This window comes from Streptomyces sp. B5E4 (assembly GCF_039871555.1).
Taxonomy (GTDB): Bacteria; Actinomycetota; Actinomycetes; order Streptomycetales; family Streptomycetaceae; genus Streptomyces.
Map to the genome: position 1 here is coordinate 83,503 of NZ_JBDPMI010000002.1, position 17,084 is coordinate 100,586.

General features: G+C 70.8%; 12 protein-coding genes and 2 pseudogenes. 9 read left to right on the forward strand and 5 right to left on the reverse strand.

Annotated elements, in window-relative coordinates:
• Positions 1-342: 342 nt before the first annotated feature.
• Together ABGA99_RS03010 and ABGA99_RS03015 are read left to right on the forward strand one after the other, a co-directional pair.
• A complete protein-coding gene (locus ABGA99_RS03010) occupies positions 343-1,431 on the forward strand; it encodes an LLM class flavin-dependent oxidoreductase (protein WP_347576834.1) in 1,089 nt (362 codons plus the stop codon).
• Positions 1,428-2,162, forward strand: a complete 735-nt coding sequence (locus tag ABGA99_RS03015; protein ID WP_347582105.1) for an NAD(P)-binding domain-containing protein — start codon at positions 1,428-1,430, stop codon at positions 2,160-2,162. The genes ABGA99_RS03010 and ABGA99_RS03015 overlap by 4 nt, the downstream gene beginning before the upstream one ends.
• On the opposite strand, the gene ABGA99_RS03020 is transcribed toward ABGA99_RS03015, so the two are convergent.
• Positions 2,119-3,462: a pirin family protein gene (locus tag ABGA99_RS03020; protein WP_347582106.1), complete on the reverse strand. Its 1,344-nt coding sequence runs from the start codon at positions 3,460-3,462 to the stop codon at positions 2,119-2,121. The genes ABGA99_RS03015 and ABGA99_RS03020 overlap by 44 nt on opposite strands.
• Before the next feature lie 120 nt (positions 3,463-3,582).
• On the opposite strand from ABGA99_RS03020, the gene ABGA99_RS03025 reads away from it, so the two are divergent.
• A complete protein-coding gene (locus tag ABGA99_RS03025; RefSeq protein WP_347582107.1) occupies positions 3,583-4,065 on the forward strand; it encodes a carboxymuconolactone decarboxylase family protein in 483 nt (160 codons plus the stop codon).
• Positions 4,066-4,373: 308 nt separating this feature from the next.
• Here ABGA99_RS03025 and ABGA99_RS03030 read toward each other — a convergent pair whose 3' ends face one another.
• Positions 4,374-4,940 (reverse strand): NAD(P)H-dependent oxidoreductase, encoded by a 567-nt coding sequence (locus tag ABGA99_RS03030; protein ID WP_347576837.1) that lies wholly within the window; start codon positions 4,938-4,940, stop codon positions 4,374-4,376.
• 224 nt (positions 4,941-5,164) lie between these two features.
• On the opposite strand from ABGA99_RS03030, the gene ABGA99_RS03035 reads away from it, so the two are divergent.
• Both ABGA99_RS03035 and ABGA99_RS03040 read left to right on the forward strand, forming a co-directional pair.
• Positions 5,165-5,503 (forward strand): hypothetical protein, encoded by a 339-nt coding sequence (locus tag ABGA99_RS03035; protein ID WP_347582108.1) that lies wholly within the window; start codon positions 5,165-5,167, stop codon positions 5,501-5,503.
• A gap of 263 nt (positions 5,504-5,766) precedes the next feature.
• Positions 5,767-5,893: pseudogene (locus ABGA99_RS03040) on the forward strand (MFS transporter); the annotation flags it as partial.
• On the opposite strand, the pseudogene ABGA99_RS03045 reads toward ABGA99_RS03040, so the two are convergent.
• The 3 genes and pseudogenes from ABGA99_RS03045 to ABGA99_RS03055 all read right to left on the reverse strand — a co-directional run.
• A pseudogene (locus ABGA99_RS03045) lies at positions 5,845-6,021 on the reverse strand (hypothetical protein); the annotation flags it as partial. The pseudogenes ABGA99_RS03040 and ABGA99_RS03045 overlap by 49 nt on opposite strands.
• Before the next feature lie 557 nt (positions 6,022-6,578).
• Positions 6,579-9,008 carry an RICIN domain-containing protein gene (locus tag ABGA99_RS03050; protein ID WP_347582109.1) on the reverse strand — a complete coding sequence of 810 codons (2,430 nt, stop codon included), beginning with the start codon at positions 9,006-9,008 and terminating at the stop codon, positions 6,579-6,581.
• Between the two features lie 147 nt (positions 9,009-9,155).
• Positions 9,156-11,741, reverse strand: a complete 2,586-nt coding sequence (locus ABGA99_RS03055; RefSeq protein WP_347582217.1) for a PA14 domain-containing protein — start codon at positions 11,739-11,741, stop codon at positions 9,156-9,158.
• 228 nt (positions 11,742-11,969) lie between these two features.
• On the opposite strand from ABGA99_RS03055, the gene ABGA99_RS03060 reads away from it, so the two are divergent.
• The 4 genes from ABGA99_RS03060 to ABGA99_RS03075 all read left to right on the forward strand — a co-directional run bounded on the left by ABGA99_RS03060 (position 11,970) and on the right by ABGA99_RS03075 (position 17,019).
• Positions 11,970-13,001: a LacI family DNA-binding transcriptional regulator gene (locus ABGA99_RS03060; protein WP_347576839.1), complete on the forward strand. Its 1,032-nt coding sequence runs from the start codon at positions 11,970-11,972 to the stop codon at positions 12,999-13,001.
• A gap of 241 nt (positions 13,002-13,242) precedes the next feature.
• Positions 13,243-14,334, forward strand: coding sequence for an ABC transporter substrate-binding protein (locus ABGA99_RS03065; protein WP_347576840.1), 1,092 nt, complete (start codon positions 13,243-13,245; stop codon positions 14,332-14,334).
• 5 nt (positions 14,335-14,339) lie between these two features.
• Positions 14,340-16,061: a sugar ABC transporter ATP-binding protein gene (locus tag ABGA99_RS03070; RefSeq protein WP_347582110.1), complete on the forward strand. Its 1,722-nt coding sequence runs from the start codon at positions 14,340-14,342 to the stop codon at positions 16,059-16,061.
• Positions 16,054-17,019: an ABC transporter permease gene (locus ABGA99_RS03075; RefSeq protein WP_347576842.1), complete on the forward strand. Its 966-nt coding sequence runs from the start codon at positions 16,054-16,056 to the stop codon at positions 17,017-17,019. Before ABGA99_RS03070 ends, ABGA99_RS03075 begins: the two co-directional genes overlap by 8 nt.
• The last annotated feature ends 65 nt before the right edge of the window (positions 17,020-17,084 follow it).

The following is a 17,084-nucleotide window of genomic DNA, read 5'->3' on the forward strand; positions in this document are numbered from 1 at the left end:
CCGCCCGCTTCCCGGCGGAGCTGTGAAGAGGGGCGACCCTGACCGGCGGCGTGCAGCTGCACACGCCCATGCCGGAATCTAGTTGACATGTAAACCAAAATGCTGTCATGGTTTACATGTCAACTAGATCGGCGGGGGTGGTGGGGGTGGCCAAGGGGACTGCGAAGCGGGACATCCGACCGTTCGGCGAACAAGTTCCCCTCCCGTCCGTGCGTGAACCGCCGGCCGGAGACGGCAACACGCGGGACTCGGCGGCAGGGAACTCTCGCAGGTCGCCCGGGACGGACGTCCCGCCCGGCCGTCACGAACCGCGCACCGCCACACCCCGACACAACGAAAGCGTTGAGCGAAGTGAACACGACGGATGTTTCGCAAATCGAGTTCGGTATCGACAGCTTCGGAGACCTGCCCCGAAACGACCAGGGCGTGATCGTCTCGCACGCGCAGGCGATCCGCGCCGCGGTGACCGAAGCGGTCCTTGCCGACCAGGTCGGCATCGACAACGTTACGTTGGGTGAGCATCACCGACCTGAGTACGCGATCTCCAGCCCTGAGACGGTTCTGGCGGGTATCGCGACGGCCACGAAGCGCATCCGGCTCTCCTCGGGCGTGACAGTACTGTCCTCGGACGACCCGGTGCGGGTCTTCCAACGGTTCGCCACAGTCGACGCGCTGTCCAACGGCCGCGCCGAGGTGATCCTCGGACGCGGTTCCTTCACCGAGTCGTTCCCGCTGTTCGGGTACGACCTGAAGGACTACGAGGTGCTGTTCGAGGAGAAGATCGATCTTTTCCATCGGCTCCTGGACGAGAAACCGGTCACGTGGGAAGGCACCACGCGCGCCGCGCTGCACAATGCAGACGTGTACCCGAAGACCGATTCGGGACGCCTCAAGACCTGGGTAGGAGTTGGCGGGACACCGGATTCCGTGCTCCGCACCGCTCAACATGGCTTCGGGCTTATGCTCGCCATCATCGGTGGCTCCCCCGACCGGTTCGCTCCCTACGGAGATCTGTACCGGCAAGCGAGCCAGGAGTTCGGCACGATCGCGCAGCCGATCGGGATGCACTCACCCGGCTTCGTAGCCTCCACTGACGAAGAAGCCAAGGAGCTCTTCTACCCTGGGTACAGGGATATCCGCGACCGGATCGGGGCGCAGCGCGGCTGGCCGCCGCTCCGCCGGGAAGAATTCGCCGCCGAGGTGGACCGCGGGTCGCTGTATGTCGGCTCGGTCGAGACGGTCGCGGCCAAGATCGCCCGTGCCATCCGGGTACTGAACGCGGGCCGGTTCGACATGATCTACTCCGCCGCCGGCACCGTCTCAGCCTCCGCACGCCTGCGTTCGGTCGAGCTGTATGGCACCCGAGTCATCCCTCGGGTGCGCGAACTTCTGGCCGAGCAGCCCGCGGCCACGGCGGGAGCGAGGCGATGACCGACCCTGTCACCACGATCGGGATCCTGGGAGCCGGGAAAGTCGGCACCGTCCTGGCGCGCCTGGCGGTCGCCGCCGGCTATCGAGTCCTGATCTCCGGGTCCGGTGACCCCTCCAAGATCGCGCTTACCGCCAGAATCCTCACACCCGGAGCGACCGCCGTGTGGCCGGCCCAGGCGGCGGATGCCGCCGACGTAGTGGTCCTGGCTCTTCCGCTCGGCAAACACCGCGACCTCCCAGTCCGGAAGCTGGAGGGAAAGCTGGTCATCGACACGATGAACCACTGGTGGGAGGTCGATGGTCCCCGCGACGCGATCCTCCCGCCCGACACCTCGTCCAGCGAAGTCGTTCAGCGGTTCCTGACGGGCGCACGTGTGGTGAAAGCCCTCAACCACATGGGCTACCACGACCTCGAAGACGGGGCTCGTCCAGCCGGCGTCCCCGGACGCAGGGCCATCGCGATCGCCGGTGACTCGCCCGAGGATCTCGCCGTGGTGTCTGCGCTGATCGACACTCTCGGATTCGACCCACTCGCCGTCGGGGACCTTGCAGCGGGCGTCCGGCTCGAGCCTGGAACCCCCGCCTTCGGAGCCAATGTCGACGCCGACCGGCTTCGCGTGCTCACCTCCGCCCTTGCCCCGACAAGACTTTTTGAGCACTCGTCAACACAAGATCGGAAAACGTCACTCAGCCAAGCTGGGCCTTCAGCCACCGCAGGACGTCGGGCGTGACCGGGTCGGTGATGTCCGCGAACTCGTCGTGCCGCTTGAGGAACTTGGCGACGTAGGGGCAGACCGGGATGATCCGCATCCCGGATGCGCGTACGTCGACGAGTGCCTGCTGGACGAGCTGTGGGCCCAGCCCTTGGCCGGCGAAGGCCTCGTCCATCTCCGTGTGGAAGAAGACGCGTTGCCCGCCCAGGTCACGGTAGGCGGTCAGACCGGCCCGTTGGCCGTCGACCAGAATCTCGTACCGGCGATCGGCGTCCACACGCTCGACGGCCGTGGTGGTGGAGGACTTGCTCATGGTGTGCCCTTTCGTCGGGGAGGTCGGCGGGTTCCGGCGCGGTGTGATGACGGCGTTCGGCAGGGCCGGTGCGGGCAGGGGACCGCCGGGAAAGTCCTCGATGACGCCGAAGCGGTCGGAGGAGGCTTCCCAGTCCTCGCGGGCCTTCACCATGTCTTCGTGGCTGCGGCCGATGAAGTTCCACCACATGACGATCTCCTCCCCGAAGGGGGGTCCTCCGAGAAGGATGGTCCGCGCTGGGGCATGGGTCTCGTTCACCATCGTCAGGGTGTCCGCGCCGCGAGGGACGTAGCCGAGTTCGGCAGGCCGCAGCACAGTGCCGATCAGGCGAACGTCCCCGCTGTCCACAAGGAGGCCGTGCTCGAAAGCCGCGTCCACGGCGAGAGTGAGCGTCACGTGCGGTTCGATGACGATCTCGGCGCCGAGCAGGGGCGTGAAGGACCGGGCCGGGGAGGTCCGGCCGACGAGCGAGCCCAGAAAGACCCTGATTTCGGCCCCGTCGACCTGCGCGGGTTCGGGCACGTAGTGCTGGAAGTCCCGGGCGGTGTCGCGGTGTTCCTCGGGCAGCGCGACCCACAACTGGACGCCGTGGATGACGGCGGTGTTCGGGGTGGAGACCTCCGAGTGGGCGATGCCATATCCGCCGGTCATGAGGTTCATCTCGCCGGGCCGGACCAGGGCGTGGGTGCCGAGGGTGTCGCGATGTTCGACCTCTCCGCTGAACAGCCAGCTCACTGTCTGCAGTCCGGTGTGCGGGTGCGGGGGCATGTGCATGCCGCCCGAGACGGCGACCTGGTGCGGGCCGTAGTGATCGGCGAAGCACCAGGCGCCGATGAGTGTGCGCTCCCGCTGGGGCAACGTCCGCCGCACGCGCATCGCGCGCGGACCCCCGAGAGGGACCTCACGCGCCGACAGGACATCGACCCTGGGGGCTCCTGCCGGCCGGTCGCCTTCGACGGGCGCACCGCCGCGTAGAGCCGTGGCATCGGTCTCCGCGTTGCTCATCGGGAGCACCTTCCAAGCATCTGGTTGTCGTATCAACTATAATGCCACAGGTCAGGTGCATGTCCACAGCACCCGCACAAGACCGGGCCACTCCGAGTACGGCCCGAAGGAGGCCCCGACGTGACCGATCACACCCGCAGTTCACCACGCCGCCGGATCTTCATCGACAAACAGAGCCCCAAGGCCTTCCATGCCCTGGTGCAGGTTTCGGAGGTGGTCCGAGCAACAGCCTCCGAGGCCGGACTCGAGCGCACCACCGTGGAACTCATCAACCTGCGCGTATCGCAACTCAACGGCTGCGCCTACTGCCTCGACGCGCACACCAGAGCGGCCCTGCGCGCCGGTGAATCACCGCAGCGACTCGGAATCCTGAGCGCATGGCGGGACACCGACCTGTTCACTCCCTCGGAGCGAGCCGCCCTGGCGCTGGCCGAGGCCACGACCGATCCGGTGGACGCCGCGACCCGGGTATCCGCCATCGAGGCCACTCGACAGGTTCTCTCCGAAGACCAGATCTCAGCCGCGATCTGGGTGGCGGTCACCATTAATGCGTTCAATCGCGTGTCGATCATGAGCAAGCACCCCGTACCGCCGTTTTCATGACGAGTAGAGGCGGCCGGCCCGCCACGGCGGTGGCAGGGCGTCCGCCGGAAGAGCGGCATTCCCGGGGCATGGCCTGCCGGCCGTAGCGGGTCCGCCCACCTCGATGTTCGCGGCGTTCTCAGCGAGCCGGTGGCGGCCAGGCGAGTCGGCCGGTCGGCTCAGCGGGGCATTGCGGTGTGACTCAAGGACCTCCGTGTCGTGGTGCAGGTTGTGGTGACCCGCGCCCGACCCGGAGGTCCTCCCTCACTCCAAGAACAACCGCCTACGGGTCCCGGCGTTCACCATTTCCCCGGAGGGAACACCTGGGTTCAGGCTGGGGTGCGGACCGTCCGCAGGGCCTTCGTCCAGCTCACGAGCTGGTCGAGTGTGCTGTCCAGGGCCGCCTTCTGGTGGTCACCGGGCGTGAACACCGAATGATTCTCGAAGTCCGTGGCGAGGGAGAGCGTGACCTGGGCTCGTACGGTCGCCACCTGCAGCTCGGCCATGATCAGACGCAGGTGCTCGACGGCACGGGCGCCGCCGACGCTGCCGTAGCTGACGAAGCCGGCGGCCTTGTTGTTCCACTCGCCGTACACGAAGTCGATGGCGTTCTTCAGCGCGCCGGAGGTCGAGTGGTTGTACTCGGGGGTGATGAAGAGGTAGCCGTCGAAGGAGGCGACCTTCTCCGCCCAATTCTGGGTGTGGGCGTTCGCGTACTGGCCCATGGACGCGGGGACGGCCTCATCCAGCTGCGGCAGCTTGAAGTCGGCGATGTCGACGAGTTCGAACTCCGCATCGTCGCGCTGAGACGCGATCCCCTGGGCCCACTTGGCGACGGCCTCGCCGTTACGGCCCGGACGGGTGCTGCCCAGGATGATCGCGATCTTCACACTCATGTCCCGCTCCATGGTTGATACGTCAACTGACGGCTCATCTTGCTCATGGTTGAAGTCTCAAGTCAACCGGCCGCGGTGTCGGTCGGGACGGTCGAGGCGCCCCCGGACGGCGACACGCCGTGGCTCACCCCGACCGGGCTGGAGTCCTGGGTCCCGTTCGGCGGGATGCTGGTCGCGGCTGGCGTGCCGGTCGGCGAGACGGTGGTTCACCGCCGCTCTCACCGGTGCTGTCGATGCGGGTCCGCGGTTTCGGAAGCCGCCGACCTGAACTGGACGACGAGATGCCCGTGGTCCGCTGGTCCGGGCAGGGCCTGCCGGACGAAACGTCCCCGGGCGCACTGCGGGGCCGGGCGGTCGGAGGTGTCGAGGCGCTGTACTGGGTATTCCCGGCCTTTGCCGCTCCCTCGCTGATGAAGGCCGACGGATGCACGGCCCACCTTGCAGGGCTGGACGGCGAGCCGGTCGGAACCGGCATGACGGCGGTGACGGGGCACGTCACCGCTCTCTTCAACCTCGCGACACTTCCGCGCCATTGTCGGCCCGGAGCCAGCGCGCGGCAGTGAGGCCATCGCCGCCTCTTACCATGCCCACTTTGCCGCCCACGCCGAGATGAAGCACTTCTGGAACACCACGGTCCTTGATGACGGCACCCTCAGGGCCGAGTAGGTCTGCGCGGCACGCAAGACGGACGGCAGCCTCATCACCGTCGCCGGGGTGGAGCACGCCGCGCTCGATGCTCAGGGGCTCATCAGCCATCTCCGCAACGAGTTCACCCGTCTGCCCGGCTGAGCCGGCCCGGTCGTCACGGCTCCAGGCCGACTCCGCTTCGATCGCCGACGTCGCGCAGAACGCGCACGGTCTCCGCGTCCAGACGCCGCTACGGACGCTCCGTCATCGACTCCTTTCATACCGTCTGGTCGACCGGCGCTGTGCCCGGCGGCTCGATGACCGCCTTCTGCGCGATCGCTCTCGACAGCGCCCGGTCCACGGCGGCGGGCAGTGCGGTGTCGTCGTCGATACCGGCCCAGGCGACGTGCCCGTCGGGGCGGACGAGGGCGGCGCGCACGGTGGCCCATGCGGCCCGGCGGTCGGTCGAGGGCCGCGGTGTGCACCGCGAGACCCGGCCGCGTCCGGTCCGCCAGGACGCCCGCCGTCAGGTCGAGCAGGAGGTGGGTGTCCGGGCGCAACCGGGAGAACAGGCGCTTCTCGGAGCCGGTGAAGGCCAGGTCGGGGGCTCGGGTGCCGGTAAGCGGGCAGCGGCGCGACCATCACCCCACCCCGGAGCCCGAAGGTGCTGAACCCGGGAGGAGGCGGCCTGTCGAGGGTGACGTCGCCGAGCCAGCCCACGACGGTGGAGGGCGTACCGCTGAAGTCGATGCCGGCGGCGGTACGCACGGTGCTGCGGGAGCCGTCGCAGCCGATGAGGTACACCGCCTGGAGTGCGTACGACTCGTCCGGCCCGTCGACCTGCACGGTCACCGACTCCGTGTGCTCGGTGAACCCGCTGACGCGGCGACCGCGCACGAGGGTGGCGCCGAGCGCGAGCGCGTGCTCCCCCAGCTCATGCGCCCACGCTACGCGCGCGGGCGGCCGGAGTCCGCGTGCCGGCCCGGCCGTCCGCGCGTCACCCGGCGTCCGTCAGCCCGGTGCCGCGACCAGCCGCCACAGGTGGTCCGCGGTGCCGTTGTCGTCGTACTGCACCACCTGCGCGCTGTTCGCCGTCGACATGCCGTCCACGCCGAGCACCTTGCCGCTGTGCTCGTTGCGGATGCGGAACCAGCCGTCCGCGTCGGGCACGATCCGCCACAGGTGGTCCGGCCCACCGTCGTCCTCGTCCTGCACGACGGGCGCGCTGTTGGCGGTGGCGCCGCCGTCGACGGCGAGCACCTTGCCGCTGTGCCCGTTGCGGATCACGAGCAGCCCGCCCTCCCGCTCCAGCAACTGCCAGGAGTGGTCGGACGTACCCGAGTTGTCGAACTGGTGGACCCGCGCGCCGTCCGCCAGCGACATCCGGTCCACCGCCAGCACCTTGCCGCTGTGCTTGTTCTGCACCCGGTGGTGCGGCGGCTCCGGTGTCCACGGCGTGCCGTCCGGGTCCGCCGTCGGGAACGCGGTGATCCGCAGCCGGGCCGCGCCCATCGGTATCAGCGTCACCGTCTCCGGCGCCTCCGTGCTCCGGGCCGGGCTCTGCTGCAGCGGCGCGACGACGTGCTGCCGGTCGGCGACCCACTCCGGCAGCCGGCGCGCCCGGGCGGTGATGCGCACCGGGGTGTGCTCGTGGGTGAACGGGTCGCCGGTCAGCGGCCCGTCCTCGCGGTGGAACTCCAGGCCCGCCGGGGCGTCGGGGGCCAGGGCGTAGTTCCACGGGGTGGTGGCGTGCACGGCGAGGTGCGGGAAGTCGTCGCTGCCGCCGGTGCGCTCGTACGACTCGCCGATGCGCAGCGAGTACGTCAGCGGCCCCCGGTCGACGCTCACCGCGCCGCCGTTGGCGTCCCACACCCGCACCGACGTGCGCTGCGGCAGCCGCAGCACGACGGTGTCACCGCTCGCCCAGCTCCGCTTCACCCCGGCGAAGCCCGGCCCCGGAGCCGCCGCCACCGGCCGGCCGTTGACCGTCACCTCCGGCGCGTCGCACCAGCCGGGGACCCGCAGCCGCAGCGTGAAGGGCACCGTGCGCGCGGCGGTGACCCGCAGGGTGACCGTCTCGGTGAACGGGTAGTCGGTCTCCTCGGTGATCGTCACCTCGGTGCCGCGCACCCGGGTGCGTACCTCGCACGGGGCGTACATCGCCGCCGCGAGCCCGCCGTCCGGCGTGCTCAGCCACAGCTCCTCGGTGAAGTACGGCCAGCCCATGCCGTAGTTGTGCGGGCAGCAGCGGTACTGGTCCACGCCCGGCTGGAACGACTGCATCGCGAAGCCGTTCTGGAACTGGCCGTCGTTCTTGCGCACGTCGTCCAGGTCGATCGAGTTGGCGCTCGTCACGTAGTGCACGCCGCGGCCCGCCGGGTCGGTGGCGGCGGGCAGCAGGTTGAACGCCAGCTCCTCGCAGCGGTCGGCCCACAGCGCGTCGCCGGTGATCCGGGTCAGCAGCTCGTGGCTGGCCATGAACTCGACGACGCCGCAGGTCTCGAAGCCCTGCCGGGGGTCGCCGAAGCCGGGCCTGGCGTTCTCGTCGCCGGCGAAGCCGCCGCCGGGGAACTGCCCGTACTCCGCGAGGATCCGCTCGTAGCCGCGGTACGTCGCCCGGGTCAGCCCGGCGTCGCCGGCGCGCAGCGCGTACTGCGCGGGCTCCCGGAAGCCCTGCGCGACGTTGACGTTGTGCAGGTCGGGGAAGTTGTCCACCCAGTTCCCGCCCCACCGGTGCATCTTGTCCGTCAGCTCCAGCAGGAAGTCCTCGCCGGTGCGCGCGTGCATCCAGTACGCGATGTCGATGCCGTCGCCCCACCGCTTCGACACCCAACTGGAGTCGAACGCGCCCTTGCCCTGCGCGTTCATGTACCGCAGGAACGGCAGCACGAACGGCACGATCCGCTCGTCCCCGGTGAACTCCTCGTGGCTGCGCAGCGCCTGGAGCAGCGGCAGGTACGGCCAGAAGTCGGGGCCGCCGTTGAGAGCCGTGCGCAGCCGGGCGGGGCCGAAGAAGCCGTCGGGCTGCCCGGTGGCGAGGACGGCGTCGATCCAGCGGCGGGCGCTCGCCTGCGCGGCAGCGTCGCCGGTGAGCGCGGCGAGCGAGACGTAGCCGCGCAGCCAGTACGTGACCTCCTCCCAGCCGGCGCGGTCGGGATGCACCCAGCCGGAACCGTCGTGGTCGAGGAAGTGGGAGATCCGGTCGTAGCGGCCGAAGAGTCCGCCGAGGAGCGTGCCGAGCTGCCCGGCGAGCCAGCCGCGCGGGGTGACGCTGCCGAGCGGCAGCTTGCCGAAGGAGGCGGCGGCGTACGGGGTGCGCGCCGGCGGGCCGGCTGCGGGCCCGTACGCGTGGGCCGGGAGGGCGGTGGCGCCGAGTGCGAGCGCCCCGGCCCCGGCGGCGGAGGCGTGCAGGAAATGGCGGCGGTGCAGCGGAGGAGGCATGTCGGGTCCCTGGGTGCCTGGAAGGGGAGGGTGCCTGGTGCCTGGTGCTCGCGCCGGTGCCCGGCGGGGCCGCCGGGCGCGCGGGGGCCCGCCCCCGTCCCGGCCGCGGCGGGCGCCGCGGCCGGGGGTGCGGGGGCGGGCGGTGCGTCAGGAGGCGTCGCAGGTGAGGGTGTTGTCGGCGGCCCCCTCGATCAGCGCCTCGTGGGCGGCCCTGATGCGTTCCACATCGGGCTTGAGGACCTTGCGGTCGTAGGTGAGCAGTCCGTTCAGCTCGCCCTCCACATCCGTGATCTGGGTGTAGACGGCGCCGCTGCTGCCGTTGCAGGCGGCGAACCGCTCGACTTCGGCCAGCTTGATCAGGTACTCCTCGGTGTACGCCTCGCGGTCCACGCCCACGTAGGTGTGCCTGACCGGCCAGGCGTTGCCCGGGATGGCCAGCCCGAGGCCGCCGTACTCGCCGCTGACCAGCGCGCGTCTGCCGTCGGGCCGGGGCAGTTGGGCGCTCGGGTAGCCGTGCGCGTCGGAGATGTCGCCGTTGCCGCCGTCGACCGCGCCGCAGCAGTTGTGGCCGCTCATGTTGTTGACCAGCCGGGTCGGGTCCAGCTCCTTGGCGTAGTCGGCGATACGGGCCTGGTCGTACTGGCCCCAGCCCTCGTTGAACGTCACCCACATGACCACCGACGGGTGGCTGTCGTGCTGCTCGATCATCTCCTTCAGCTCGTGCTCGAACTGGGTGCGGGAGCTCTGCGAGGGCGTCTTGGTGTTCATCGACGGCATGTCCTGCCACACCAGCAGGCCCAGCTTGTCGGCGTGGTAGAACCACCGGTCGGGCTCGACCTTGATGTGCTTGCGCACGGAGTTGAAGCCCATCTCCTTGTGCATGTCGAGGTCGTACTTCAGCGCCTTGTCGGTGGGCGCGGTGTGGATGCCCTCGGGCCAGAAGCCCTGGTCGAGGGTGGCCATGGAGAACACCGGCTCGCCGTTGAGCGTCATCCGCTGCCGGCCGTCGACGGTCTCGACGCCCACGGTGCGCATGCCGAAGTAGCCGCGCACCCGGTCGGCGGAGTCGCCGCGGCCGACCGTCACCTTCAGGTCGTACAGATGCGGGTCGTCCGGGGACCACAGCTTCGGGTCGGGCACGGGCACGGTCAGCGGCTCGCCGGTCCTGCCGGTGGCGGTGCCGACCTCGCGGCGGCCGTCGTACGCGGTGGCGGTGACCGGCACCCCGTCGCGGACGCCGCGCACCTGGACGGCGGTCTGCTCACCGGCCACGTCGGGGGTGATCTTCAGGTCCTCGGCGCGGTCGGTGGGCACCGGCTCCATCCACACGGACTGCCAGATGCCGGAGGAGGAGGTGTACCAGATGCCGCTGGGCGACAGCCGCTGCTTGCCCATCGGCGGGTTCTCGCCGTCGGCGGAGTCGGTCGGGTCGTAGACCCCGACGATCAGCTCCTGCTTGCCGCTGCCGCGCAGGGCCTGGGTGACGTCGGCGCTGAACCGGTCGTAGCCGCCCTTGTGGGATGCGACCTGCTTGCCGTTGAGCCAGACGTCGGCCTTCCAGTCGACGGCGTCGAAGTTGAGCTGGAGCCGCTCGCCGCTCTGGCCGACGCGCCAGTCCCGCGGCACGGTGAAGGTGCGCTTGTACCACATGCGCTCCTCGTGCCGCTGGACGCCGGACAGCTCGGACTCGACCGGGTAGGGCACGACGATCTTCTCGTCGAGCGTGCGGCCGAACGGCGGGCTCTCGCCCTCCGTGGCGCCGGCGAACTGCCAGGTGCCGTTGAGGCTCTGCCAGTCCTCGCGGGTGAGCTGCGGGCGCGGGTACTCGGGGAGCGGGGCGCCCTCGTCGACGTCGTCGGCCCACTTCGTCCGCAGCTGGTACTCGGAGTCGTTCGCCCCCGAGGTCCAGAACTCGCCGATCTGCGAGCCGTCGGCGCCGGTCAGGCCGCCCTCGCCGTCGTAGCGCACGTCGGCGGAGCCGCCCTGGCCCACGACCGGCTCGTCGAGCGGGACGATCAGCCGCGAGGGGTCCTCGGGGTCCAGCCCGGCCGCGGCGCGCGGCCAGTCGGCGCCGCCGATGACGGTCTCCAGATGCTCGTCGAACGTCGCCGGGGGAGCGGCGAGCGGCTGGGCGAAGTCCAATGTCAGCGTGCGGCCGTCGGGCTGCACGGCGACGTCGGTGGGGCCGGTGTAGTCGAAGTCCCCGGGGAGCGAGAACGCGGACTGCGGCACGGCCTCCTTCGGGGCGCCGGGCTTGGTCCAGCGCAGGTGGAAGTTCGAGCCGCCGTGGTGCTCGAAGTACTCCACCTTGATGTCGTACGTGCGGCCCGCCTCCAGGGTCACGGGCTGCGAGGTCTGTTCCTTGTCCCAGTCGTCGATCCAGTGGTCGATGACCACCTCGCCGTCCACCCACAGGCGGAAGCCGTTGTCCGCGCTGACGTGGAAGGTGTGCGCGCCGGAGACCTCGGGGGTGATCCCGCCGGTCCAGCGGACGCTGACGTTGTCGGCCTGGCCGGCGCGGGCCGCCAGGCGCGGCTCCAGGTTGTCGAAGTCGAGCGACGGGTCGAAGGCGGTGGCCTTCAACTGGTCGAAGTCGAACGTGCCGGGGGCACTGTGGGTGTAGTACTCGCCCTTGAGGCCGTGGACCTCCGCGGCTGCGCGGGAGTCGGCGGCCTCGGCGGCGGCCGGGCGGTCGGCGCTCGTGACCGTGAAGCCCGGACCGGCGGGGACCAGGGTCAGGGCGAGTGCCGCGAGGATGGGCGTCGGCCAGCGGAGTAGTCGCCGCCGTACGCGTCTGAGGGAGGGGTGCACGGGTACCTCCGGAAGTCGGAGAATGCGGGTGCCAGGGCTGCCCTTTGCCCCCGGGCGTCTTGTATAACGTTGGAAACAAGGGCAGTTGGCATGACAGCACGCCTCCTGCGTTGTGTCCAGTGCATGACCAAACGGCGTAGGAGGAACGCGGTGAGAGTCAGCCTGAAGGATGTGGCCGAGCGGGCGGGCGTGTCGGTGAAGACCGTCTCGAACGTGGTCAACAACTATCCGCACGTCACGCCGGCGATGCGGGCGCGGGTGCAGCAGGCGATCGACGAGCTGGGTTACCGCCCCAACCTCACCGCCCGCCACCTGCGCAAAGGCCGTACGGGCATCATCGCGCTCGCCGTGCCCGAGCTGGGCAACCCCTACTTCGCCGAGCTGGCGGGACACGTCATCGACGAGGCCGCCCGGCACGACTTCACCGTCCTGCTCGACCACACCCAGGGCCGGCGCGAGCTGGAGCTGCTGGTCACCCAGGGCTTCCGGGCCCGGGTGATGGACGGGCTGATCCTCAGCCCGCTGGAGCTGGACACCGAGGATCTGCGCGGCCGGGCCGAGGAGAGCCCGCTGGTGCTCCTCGGCGAGCGGCGCTACGACCTGCCGTACGACCACATCGCGATCGACAACATCGCCGCCGCCCGGCAGGCGGTCGGCCATCTGCTGGACCTCGGCCGGCGCCGCATCGCGTTCCTCGGCGCCCGTGAGGACCGCGCCCATCAGCCCGCCCACCTGCGACTTCTCGGCTGGCGGGCGGAGTTGGCGGACCGCGGCGTGCCGGTCGACGAGGCGCTGGTGGCGTACATCGACGGCTGGGAGCGGGCGGACGGCGCGGTGGCCATGGCGGGCCTGCTGGACTCCGGCCAGCGGCCCGACGCGGTCTTCGCGTACAACGACCTGATCGCCATCGGCGCGATGCGGGTGCTGTCCGAACGCGGTCTGCGGGTGCCGGAGGACGTGGCGGTCGTCGGCTTCGACGACATCACCGAGAGCCGCTACGGGGCCGTCACGCTGACCACCATCGCGCCGGACAAGCAGGCCATCGCCAGGCTCGCCGTGGAGTCCGTCGTCAAGCGTCTCGACGCCGCCCACGGCGACGGCAGCGTGCCCGAGTCGCAGGAGATGAACCCCGCGTTCTCGCTGGTGGAGCGCGAGAGCACACGCGGCCGCGCCGGCGGCTGACCCCCGCGGAGCACCCCGCCCGGGACGGTCCCCGGGCAGGTGCCCCGGCCTGCCTCCGTTCGCCCTGACAGTTCGTCAATTCCCGTACGGCGCACGGGTGATGGCGATCTTCGCCGGACAAATCCGTGCTGCGGGAGGTGTTTACAGCGTCCTTCCAACGATGTAAAACATCCCCTGAATTCTTCCGGTCCCGCGCAGCGGCCCGGCCCTCGTACTCCACCGCCCGAATTGGGGTATCACCATGAAGCCGCACGCCCGTACCGCCGCCAGAACGCTCCTCGCCGTCGCGCTCAGCGCGAGCCTCGCGCTCGCGGCCGGCTGCGCCAAGTCCGAGGACGACGACGAGGGGAGCACCGGCGCCGCCGCCGGCTCCGAGGAGGCCGGGGGCGGCGAGCAGAAGGTCTCCGGGGGCTCGGGCCCGACCTGTGTGATCGGCGACTACGGCGCCGAGAAGACCGACCTCGCCGGCGCCACCGTCGGCTTCTCGCAGTCCGAGAAGGAAGCCAACCCGTTCCGTATCGCCGAGACCGCCTCCATCAAGGCCGAGGCCGACAAGCGCGGCATCGAACTGCTCACCGCCAACGCCCAGTCGCAGTTCTCCAAGCAGATCAGCGACGTCCAGGACCTCATCGCCAAGGGCGCCGACCTGCTGGTCATCGCCCCGCTGAACTCCGACGGCTGGGACCCGGTGCTGAAGTCCGCGGCGGACAAGAAGATCCCCATCGTCACCATCGACCGGAAGATCAACGCCGAGCCCTGCAAGGACTACGTGAGCTTCATCGGCTCCGACTTCACCGAGCAGGGCAAGCGGGCCGCCGACAAGATGATCGAGGCCACCGGGGGCGAGGGCGAGATCGCCATCCTGCTCGGCACCCCCGGCAACAACGTCACCACCGAGCGCACCGAGGGCTTCAAGGACCGGATCGCCGAGAAGGCCCCGGACCTGAAGGTCGTCTTCGAGCAGACCGGCGAGTTCGCCCGCGAGAAGGGCCAGCAGGTCACCGAGCAACTGATCCAGTCCAACCCGGAGATCACCGGGATCTACGCCGAGAACGACGAGATGGGCCTCGGCGCCGTCAACGCGCTCAAGGGCGCGGGCAAGGAGCCCGGCGCGGTCAAGATCGTCACCATCGACGGCACCCGCAACGCCGTCCAGGGCATCGTCGACGGCTGGATCGACTCCGTCATCGAGTCCAACCCGCGCTTCGGCCCGCTGGCCTTCGAGACCCTCGACGCCTTCACCAAGGGCGAGGAGGTCGGCCAGGACATCGTGATCGAGGACAGCGAGTACACCGCCGACAACGCCGAGGCCGACCTCGGCAAGGCGTTCTGACGCCGATGGCCGCAGCGAACGAGCCGCCCGAGCGGCCCGGACCGGGCGGGCCCGCCGGGCCGGCCCGGTCCGCCGGGCCGCGTCCGGCGGACGCCCAGGAGGTCCGCGACACCCCGGACGCCCGGGGCCCCCGGGACGGCGCGGCCGAGCGCCCCGCCGTCCTGGCCGTACGCGACCTGACCAAGCGCTTCCCCGGCGTCCTCGCCCTCGACGGCGTCGACTTCACCGCCCGCGCCGGCGAGGTGCACGCCCTCGTCGGCGAGAACGGCGCCGGGAAGTCCACCCTCATCAAGGTCCTCACCGGCGTCTACCAGCCCGACGAGGGCGAGCTGACCTACCGCGGCGAGCGGGCGTCCTTCGCCACCCCGCTCGCCGCCCAGCAGGCCGGCATCTCGACCATCTACCAAGAGGTCAACCTCATCCCGCTGATGAGCGTGGCCCGCAACCTCCTCCTCGGCCGCGAGCCGCGCCGCCGCGGCGGCCTCATCGACTTCGGCCGCATGCACCGCGAGTCCGAGCGCATGCTCCTCGACTACGGCGTCCGGGTCGACGTCCGCCGCCCGCTGGCGGAACTCGGCGTCGGCGCCCAGCAGATGGTCGCCCTCGCCCGCGCCGTCTCGGCGGCCGGCCGCACCGACGTCGTCGTCATGGACGAGCCCACCTCCTCCCTCGAACCCCGCGAGGTCGAGACCCTCTTCGGCGTCATCGGCCGGCTGCGCGCCGACGGCGTCGCCGTCGTCTACGTCAGCCACCGCCTCGACGAGCTGTACGCCGTCTGCGACGCCGTCACCGTGCTCCGCGACGGCCGCGTCGTGCACACCGGACCGCTCGCCGGGCTCGACCGGCTCCGGCTGGTCTCCCTCATGCTCGGCCGGGAGATGGGCGAGGTGCGCGCCGAGGGGCTGACCAAGTTCACCGGCGACCACGGCACCAGCGCCGAGCCGGTGCTGCGCGCCGAGGGCCTGACCCGCCGGCACGAACTGCACGACGTCTCGCTCGACGTCCGCCCCGGCGAGGTCGTCGGCCTCGGCGGACTGCTGGGCTCGGGACGTACCGAGACCGCCAAGGCCATCGCCGGAGCCCTCCCGCTCGGCGCCGGCCGCGTCACCGTCGCGGGCGTGCCGGTACGCACCGGCTCCACGCCCGCCGCGATCCGCGCCGGCATCAGCCTGCTCCCGGAGGACCGCAAGTCCGAGGGCATCGTGCCGGGGCTCTCGGTCCGCGAGAACATCGCGCTGGCCGCGCTGCCGCGCATGTCGCGCTACGGGCTGGTCTCCGAGGCCCGTATCGACGCCGTCGTCGAGACGTTCGTCAGCCGGCTGCGCATCAAGGCGGCGAGCCCGCACCAGAAGGTCGGCGAGCTGTCCGGCGGCAACCAGCAGAAGGTGCTGCTGGCCCGCTGGCTCGCCATGCAGCCCAAGGTGCTGCTGCTGGACGAGCCGACGCGCGGCATCGACGTCGGCGCCAAGGCCGAGGTGCAAAAGCTCGTCGACGAACTCGCCGAGGACGGCCTCGGCGTGCTGCTGATCTCCTCCGACGTGGAGGAGCTGATCGAGGGGTCCGACCGCGTGGTGGTGCTCAGGGACGGCGCCGTCGTCGGCGAGCTGACCGGCGACGACGTCACCGAGGACAGACTCATGGAGGCCATCGCGGCCGCCGCGGAACCGGGCGGCGACCCGGACCCGGCGCCCCGCGGAGCCGGTGCGCAGGCGGCCGGCCATGGCTGACCTCACGCTGCGCCGCGCGCTGCCCGCCGACCGCGAGCGGGTGCTGCGCTGGCTGCAGGAGTACGGCGTCTACGCCGGCGTCGCCCTTCTGCTGCTCGTCAACATCGCCTTCACCCCGCACTTCCTGTCCGCCGAGAACTTCCGCACCCAGGCCGTCCAGGTCGCGCCCGTCGTCATCGTCGCGCTCGGCATGGCGCTGGCCATCGGCAGCGAGGGCGTCGACCTGTCCGTCGGCTCCGTCATGGCCCTGTCCACTTCGCTGGTCGCGCTCTACATGGGGTACGGGCCGTGGATCGCGCTGATCGTCGCCGTCGTCGGCGGCGCCGCGGTCGGCCTGGCCAACGGCTCGCTCATCGCGTTCATCGGGGTCCAGCCCATCGTCGCCACGCTCGCGCTGATGGTCGGCGCCCGGGGCCTCGCGCTGGTGCTGCTGCCGCAGCTGGAGGACATCCGCGACCCGGGCATGGCCACCCTCGGCTCCGGCGAGTTCGCCGGCGTGCCGTACGTGGTGCTGATCGCGGCGGCGCTCGCGCTCGTCGTCGCCTTCGTCGTCCGCCGCACCACCTTCGGCCGCCAGTTGCTCGCCATCGGCGACAGCCGACCGGCCGCCAAGCTCGCCGGGCTGCCGGTGCGCCGGGTACTGATCGTGGTGTACGTCGTCTGCGGTGTGCTCGCCGCGGTCGCCGGCTTCCTGGCCACCGCCCGGCTGTCGGCCAGCGACCCCACCTCGCTGGGCAACCTGATGGAGCTGTCCGCCATCACCGCCGTCGTCGTCGGCGGCACCCCGCTGACCGGCGGCCGGGTCCGCATCGGCGGCACGGTGGCCGGCGCGGTGCTCATCCAGTTGCTGACGGCCACCCTGATCAAGCACGACCTGGAGCCGTCGTGGACGCAGATCGCGCAGGCCGTGGTGATCGTCCTCGCCGTCTACGCGGCGAGGGAGAGGGGGAAGCGGTGATGGATCCGCGGGATACGACCCGGGTCCCCAGCCGGGCGGATGCGGCCGTCGCACGGCGCGGGCGG

Excerpts from the sequence above, each read along its gene's own strand:
- ABGA99_RS03075 (WP_347576842.1), top strand. The coding sequence starts at position 16,054 with ATGGCTGACCTCACGCTGCGCCGCGCGCTGCCCGCCGACCGCGAGCGG.
- ABGA99_RS03065 (WP_347576840.1), top strand. The coding sequence starts at position 13,243 with ATGAAGCCGCACGCCCGTACCGCCGCCAGAACGCTCCTCGCCGTCGCG.
- ABGA99_RS03050 (WP_347582109.1), bottom strand. The coding sequence starts at position 9,008 with ATGCCTCCTCCGCTGCACCGCCGCCATTTCCTGCACGCCTCCGCCGCC.
- ABGA99_RS03020 (WP_347582106.1), bottom strand. The coding sequence starts at position 3,462 with ATGAGCAACGCGGAGACCGATGCCACGGCTCTACGCGGCGGTGCGCCC.
- ABGA99_RS03030 (WP_347576837.1), bottom strand. The coding sequence starts at position 4,940 with ATGAGTGTGAAGATCGCGATCATCCTGGGCAGCACCCGTCCGGGCCGT.
- ABGA99_RS03070 (WP_347582110.1), top strand. The coding sequence starts at position 14,340 with ATGGCCGCAGCGAACGAGCCGCCCGAGCGGCCCGGACCGGGCGGGCCC.
- ABGA99_RS03015 (WP_347582105.1), top strand. The coding sequence starts at position 1,428 with ATGACCGACCCTGTCACCACGATCGGGATCCTGGGAGCCGGGAAAGTC.